This window comes from Oceanimonas aquatica, assembly GCF_030732065.1.
Taxonomy (GTDB): domain Bacteria; phylum Pseudomonadota; class Gammaproteobacteria; order Enterobacterales; family Aeromonadaceae; genus Oceanimonas.
The window spans coordinates 304,244-310,799 of record NZ_JAVBHX010000004.1; the positions used below are offsets into that span (position 1 = coordinate 304,244).

The window sequence follows — 6,556 nt, forward strand, 5'->3', positions numbered from 1 at the left end:
GGTACCTGTGTACTTAGTCGCGGTGGTCACGAATGATCAGCATCATCATATTGGCAATAAAAGCCAGAAACAGAGTGATGAGTGCAAAAATGGTGGTGTTGTAGAGTCGCTTCGGCTCGGTAGCATATTCCGGCTGCAGCGGGCTTTGCAGCACGCTTACCTGCTTGAGCTTGCGCGCAGCTTCTATCCGGGTGCTTTCCAGTGCAGCCAGGGCGCTGGAGTAGGTTTGCTGAGCAAATTGCGCTTTCAGCTCAAGGGCCTGATAACCGGCAGATATCTGGTTCAGGGCACTGCCGGTTTCTTTGGCAAGGCGGTTTTGCTCTTTGCCAATTTGTTGTTGCAGGGCGTTTATTTCGGCTTTTATTTGCACCAGCTCGGCGGAGCGGGTGCTCTGGTAGCTTTGTGCTGCGGTATAGCGGGCCTGCAGGCGGGCCAGTTCGCCTTCCAGCGTGCCTACTACCTGATTAAGACTTTCTACGGTATGAATGGGTGAGATAAGACCATGTTCGTTCTGAAACGCCAGCAGGTTGGCCCGGGCTTCATCCAGCCGGTCACCCAGGCGATCGGTTTGTTTTTCAAGAAACTTAACCTGCTCTTCAGCCAGGCGCTGACCCATGTTGTTCATATGGGCTTCGCCGGCGCTTAGCAGCAATTGAGCCATGTCGTGGGCAAATTCAGGAGTAAAGGCTTGCACTTCTATATTGAGCACTCCGGCGTATTCATCCAGCTCTACACTTACGCGCTTTTGATAGTATTTGTGCAGCTCTTCTATGGGAGCGTCTTTGTTCCACAGGCTGGCAAACAGATCACCATTCTCGCTGTAGTGCTCGCGAAAGGGCAGTTCCCTGAGAACTGTGCTGAGCATATCGGTTGAGAGCAGGTGTTCGCGCAGCAGTAGCAGATCGCTGTGGCCGCCATTGCCCTGTATGAGGCTGGAGAAGCTGAACTCGGGGGCGGCAATTTGCGGGCTTTCCAGCACTACGGTAGCACGGGAGACGTAGCGATCGGATGCCCAGGCAAACCAGTAAAAGGCAACGGCCAGAATGGCCACCAGGGCGAGCGCCCAATGAGGTTGTTTTTTGATGAATTTTTGCATTTTTTTTGTTCAGTTCCTTTTTCGAACCTGGCGTTTGTCTGGGGCGAGCTGTAAGCCGTAAGCTGTCAGCTTTAAGAGCCCCTTCGGGGAGCTATAAGCCATAAGCTGTCAGCTTAAAGCTTACGGCTCCCCGCCGGAGGCGGGGACGTTTCTTCATGGTAAGCCGCTATAGCATCGTTAATATCGTCATACCAAATGGCCTGGCCATTTTTAAGGTAAATGCCGGCCTGGCAGAGCTCTTTAAGAATGCCTTCTGCATGGGACACAATAATCAGGCTTGCCTGGCCTACTTTATCTTTAAAGGCTTTGCTGGCTTTTGCTTTAAAAGCGCGGTCGCCTACAGCCGTTGCTTCATCCGAAAGGTAAACATCAAAGTCAAAAGCCAGAGACAAGCCAAAGTTCAGTCGTGATCGCATACCCGAAGAATACGTTTTTATGGGCCGGTCGAACGCAGCTCCCAGCTCGGAGAATTCTTCTACATAGCGAATAATACGCTGAACTTCCTCATGGCGGGCACCGTGCACTCTGGCTACAAATTTTACGTTTTGCCGCCCGGTCATGGAACCTTGAAAACCACCCGCAAGGCCAATGGGCCAGGATACCCGGCAATAACGCTGTACTGTACCTTTCTCGGGATTGTCCATGCCGGCAATTAAACGCAACAGAGTGCTTTTGCCGGCACCATTGCGGCCCAGCAGGCCTACGCTTACGTTGGCAGGAATGGTGAGGTTAATATCTTGTAGTACCCAGGGGGCTTCGCGGCCATCACGGCTGTTGTAGCGTTTATAAAGATTGCTGATTTCTATCATTGTGCTTTCAGCCTCTCTTTATAGCGAACATGTAACAGCAGGCCTAAAGCGTTTAAAGTCAGAGTCCATAGCCATAAATATATCTCACTGGTGCCATGCACTACTTTATAGTTTTCAAAAAAAGCGGCGCGAATAAACTCTATACCATGCACCATAGGGTTGAGCATCAAATATTCGAGCAGGTAGTGGGGCAGCATATTTAATGGGAGTATAACGCCTGAGATAATCAGCAATGGCATAGTAAGCATACCTACTATTTTTGCGGTTTCCGGGATCAGCGTGCCTGTAACCGACAAGACCAGGCCAAAGCCCATTCCCAATGCCCATAGCGATAGCCAGCCAAACAGTGCTTTTATGGCATTGTCCGGGAACAGGTCTAACCCCAGCAACAGGCCACCCAATATAAACAGCAGGAACACAAAGGTTCTTAATAAACCGTCCAGATATCCCCTTACAAATACGGCATCACTGGGGTGAACCTGGCGGTAGGCAAACAGGGCTTTGCTGGCGTTTATTGCACCCTGGCTACGGACCATATTTTCTCGAACCAGAAAAAAGCCCATCATGCCTACTATCATCCAGGGTATAAAATCAGCACCGGTAATCAGCTGATGACTGCCACTTACAAAGCTTCGGATGAAGGTCATGATCGCAATAAATGCAACCGGCTCTGCAATCATCCAGAACCAGCCCATGCGGTCGGCCATGGTGCGCGAAACCGCCTCGCGCATAAACATGGCATGCCATACACTGCGGGTTACCTGCCAGGGTGTGCGGCTTTGCATGGTGCTCATTACAGATCTACTGCCACTTTGGCGGCAATGGCAATCTGGTAAAGAATCTGGGTAATGGTGCCGGCCAGCTGCAGGTTTTTGGTGGGTGCCTTGGGCAGCACCAGAATTTCGTCACCCGGGCGCAGGGTTACGTCGTCAGCTTCGCGCACCTCACCGTTCTGGCGCACCACCAGAATACGGCTTTCATCAGCATGGTCGGTAAAGCCGCCGGCCCCTTCTATATAGTCTCTGGCGCTGCGTTTGGTGTTAAACACCACAGACTGAGGCACCAGTACCTCGCCGCTTATCAGCACCGAGTCGGAGGTTTCCGGAATGGTGATAACGTCACCGTCTTGCAGGCGAATATCGCTGATCTGCCCGTTATTGGCCAGCACCAGGCGGCCGTTGGGCTCTACCTGACGGGCGCGCTCAATAAACTGGCTGATAAGCTCCGCTTCGCGCACCCGGATTTCGGCTTCTTCCGGGGTAGAAGATGAGGCGCCCATATAGGTGGTTTCCAGCCGGGCCAGGCTCTCATCCAGTGCCTGTTTCTGGCGCTCGGCCACGCTTACCCGCTTCAGCGAGATGCTGTTGGTATCAGTCATATTTTGCGGCACAGCCACGGCGTTCAGCAGCTCGTGCAGGCGGGCATCACGGGGCAGGGCAAAGCGGGACGGGCCATAATAGCTGCCTTCCAGCTGCACTACTATGGTGTTGTCGCGCATGTCGCTGCTGAAAATAACCTGATCACCGCTCTTAAGTGACTGCTGGCTGAGTTCGTCCAGTTTTACGTAGCGTGAAATGGGACCTTGAGTGCGGGCACCGCGCAGCAAAACATGGGTTACGTTAGACTTGAGCCGGGCCAGATTCAGCAGTTCCTGCCCGGTCATTTGGTCAGGCTGCAGTTCATAACGGTAGGGGCGGGCTACGTCACCGTCCACGGTAACAGTGGGGCCTCGTTCTTCCACTACTATGGTGTCGCCGTCTTTCAGTTGCACATTGGGCAGGGTGCCGTTCAGCAAAAAGGCGTAGAGATCGGCGGTGGCAATGGTTTTGCCGTGGCGCTTCAGCCGCACTTTGCGATAGCTGCCGGTGGCGCTGTCTATGCCGCCGGCCTGATCAATAAAATAAAGCAGCGAGTCGCTGGGAGTGCCGGCAAAACGACCGGGGTTTTGCACATAGCCGGTGACAAACACGGAGACCGGCTGCACGCCCTGCAGGTTGGTGTATACCTGCACGTTATTGGAATAAATAGAGTTAACGGCGCTGCGCACTTTGGCATCCAGCTGGCCGTGCTTTATGCCCTGCACTTTAATGGGGCCCACGCCGGGAATGAAAATATTGCCCTGAGCATCCACCGGCAACACTCTGTCTATTTCTACCGCGCCCCATACCCGCAGGGTGACCTGATCACCGGGAGTAATAATGTAGTCGGGGTTCAGGCCATCGGCACGCACACCACTGAAGCCACCGGTAAACAGGTGGCTGCCAAAGCTCGGGTAGTCTTCCTGTGTCATGGTGGCACCGGGCACACCATAGCGTGCATTGTGCCACTGGGTGTTGCTGTTTTGCGCGGCGTTGTCAGACTCGGATGGTGCATTAAAACGGCTTTGTTGTTCGGCAGGCAGTTCGCCGGCATTTATGCCAATCAGCTGAGCCTGGGCGGGGCCCGCCAAAAATGCGATCAAGCCGAGAGGTGCGGCGAGTTTTTTTAAGGACATGGTTTGTTCTCGGAATCTGCGAAATATTTGGCGGGCAGCTGTAAGCCGCTAGCTGTCAGCTTTAAGCTGCCCGGTGGTGTTTGTTGGTGTTTTTAACTTACAGCTTACTGCTCCCGCAGGGAGCGGCTGAGTTGCCATTGGCCGTTTTTGGCTTTGCAGGCGATTTGCTCCAGCTGGCTGCCCGCTGGCTGGATTATTTGCAGCGGGCGGCAGGTTTTGCCGCTGGCGGCGAAGTAAGTGGCACCGGTGGTTACCTGCACATTGGCACCCCAAGGGCTGGTGGCCAGTTGGGTGGCGCTGTGGCTGGCGGCGTTGTTTAAAAATTCATTGAGCGGGGTGCTGTTTACGGTGTTTGAGTTTGTGGTGGCAGAAGGCTGGCTGGCGCAGCCGGCCAGAGTGGCCAGTGCAATGAAAGATGCTGCCAAAGATTTGTTAACAATATGCATGGAATCACTCGTGTTATTAATAAAAAGGCACGCTACCGCCCTTGGGGTGCGGCTCCCAATTCGCCGATTGAGTGTTATTTAAACGCTTTTGCATTTTGCATGTTCAGCGTTATTTTTCGGGCCGCATGCTACCACTTGGCTTAGGGTATTACGATGTGCCAGAGCCTTTCATTATTGATGCTGATCAATAAGTGGGCGCTTACTTAGGCGGCTTCTTGCTTTGCTTTTTCTGTGATTGGCTGTTCTAGTTTTCCAACCAGGCGAATGGGCGGCTCTGCCTGTTGCTGCAGTCGCTGCCAGATTTGCTGACAGGTGCTGTTAGGCCGGCAATAAAAGCTGCCGTTCAGTTGGGTATGCTTCAGCAGAAAGGCGCGCAGGCGATTGAACAGATCGCCACTTACCGGCTGAGGTGCCTGCCAGAATTCATCCAGGCTGCACTGGCTGGTGAGTCCCGGCACATCATACAGGGCCTTGCCGAGGGTGATGGTGGGCACATGGTGCAGAAGTGCCGACATGCCCACTGTGCTGTTTACGGTAACCACGCCTTTGCAGTGGCGATATACCTCGGGCAGGGGCAGCTCATAACCGTAGAACACCCTCCCGGTTAGCCCGTGCTTTGCAGCCAGGTTATGAATGAGCCTGCTGTAGTTGGTGTAGCCTCTGTCCATAGGGTGATGCTTGAACAACAGCACGTCATTCTGTGACGCATTTGTTGCAAATGAGTTCGTTATGTGAACAATAGACTCAGTCACGTCGTTAAAGTGCGAGTGCTCACGAATTTGAAAGTCGTCTGCCACCTGCAGCGGCACCAGAAATATGTGCTTTGAGTGTTGGTCTGCCAGGGTTTGCAGCAGGCCTTTGTCGTGGGCGGTGTGGGTATATTTGGTATACCAGCCCTTTAGCCAGGCTATGCCTTCTTTCCAGTAAGGGCGGTGACGGTGGTGCACATAGTGACGAAAGCGCCAGCGGCAACAATGCATGCTGAAGTAGTAACGCATGGCAAAATAAATGCGGCGCTTGAAGTTGGCTTTTATATCAAACTCATGTTGCACCCGCTCGGGGCTTTGTTTGGGCAGTGCTTGCGCCAGTTTGCCATACCAGGGGCTGTGGGCGTTTACGCCGTGCTGCTCCAGAGTGATGTAGTGCGGGCGCAGGTAGCCTTCTTCAAATACAAAAAAGCGAATGTTGTGGCTTTGGCAATAAATGCGGGCTACGGCGTGATATTCGCGGCAGTCGCTATAGCAGAAAACGGTATCAATTCCGTTTTCGCTAATGTAGTTGTGCAGAAAATTACGCCATTCCGGCAGGCTGCCGGTGTAGTGAATATTTTCACCGCGGCAGGGCCAGCAGCCGTCGCCACCATTGAAGTGAATTTTGTGTACAGAAACGCCTTGCTCGCTGAGGAAGCGAGAGAAATGCTGGAAGAACGGTCCTAATGGTCCCTGGAGTAGCAAGGCTGATTGCATTCAAATCCCGTGAAATTTTTTTGGTGTTCCCACTTTCTTGGCGGCGGGATAATAGCACAACTGAAATTTGGTATTAATGAAAAAGTGATACCGCCCTTCGGACGGGAGCTGGCAGCTGTCAGCGGCGCTGTTGATCAAATCAGAGCCGGAGCAGGCTGTCCCTACTGGGCTTGGCGCCCTTAACTGACCGGCTGGCGAACAGGCATACCGAGCCCGATGACCTTGTTCATGACCTTCACGCCGGC

Annotated in this window: 7 protein-coding genes; all 7 read right to left on the minus strand. The window is 53.3% G+C overall.

Annotation, left to right across the window (positions count from 1 at the left end):
- Positions 1-13: 13 nt before the first annotated feature.
- Positions 14-1,096 carry a chain-length determining protein gene (locus tag Q9290_RS08240; protein ID WP_306079154.1) on the minus strand — a complete coding sequence of 361 codons (1,083 nt, stop codon included), beginning with the start codon at positions 1,094-1,096 and terminating at the stop codon, positions 14-16.
- 113 nt (positions 1,097-1,209) lie between these two features.
- A complete protein-coding gene (locus Q9290_RS08245; protein ID WP_306079155.1) occupies positions 1,210-1,905 on the minus strand; it encodes an ABC transporter ATP-binding protein in 696 nt (231 codons plus the stop codon).
- Positions 1,902-2,699, minus strand: a complete 798-nt coding sequence (locus Q9290_RS08250) for an ABC transporter permease (protein ID WP_306079156.1) — start codon at positions 2,697-2,699, stop codon at positions 1,902-1,904. The genes Q9290_RS08245 and Q9290_RS08250 overlap by 4 nt, the downstream gene beginning before the upstream one ends.
- Positions 2,699-4,366, minus strand: coding sequence for a polysaccharide biosynthesis/export family protein (locus Q9290_RS08255; RefSeq protein WP_306079157.1), 1,668 nt, complete (start codon positions 4,364-4,366; stop codon positions 2,699-2,701). Before Q9290_RS08255 ends, Q9290_RS08250 begins: the two co-directional genes overlap by 1 nt.
- 137 nt (positions 4,367-4,503) lie before the next feature.
- Positions 4,504-4,845, minus strand: coding sequence for a DVU3141 family protein (locus tag Q9290_RS08260; RefSeq protein ID WP_306079158.1), 342 nt, complete (start codon positions 4,843-4,845; stop codon positions 4,504-4,506).
- Positions 4,846-5,048: 203 nt separating this feature from the next.
- Positions 5,049-6,311 (minus strand): capsule biosynthesis protein, encoded by a 1,263-nt coding sequence (locus Q9290_RS08265; protein WP_306079159.1) that lies wholly within the window; start codon positions 6,309-6,311, stop codon positions 5,049-5,051.
- Positions 6,312-6,556 (minus strand): hypothetical protein (locus tag Q9290_RS08270; RefSeq protein ID WP_306079160.1); only part of this gene is annotated, 245 nt, incomplete at its 5' end.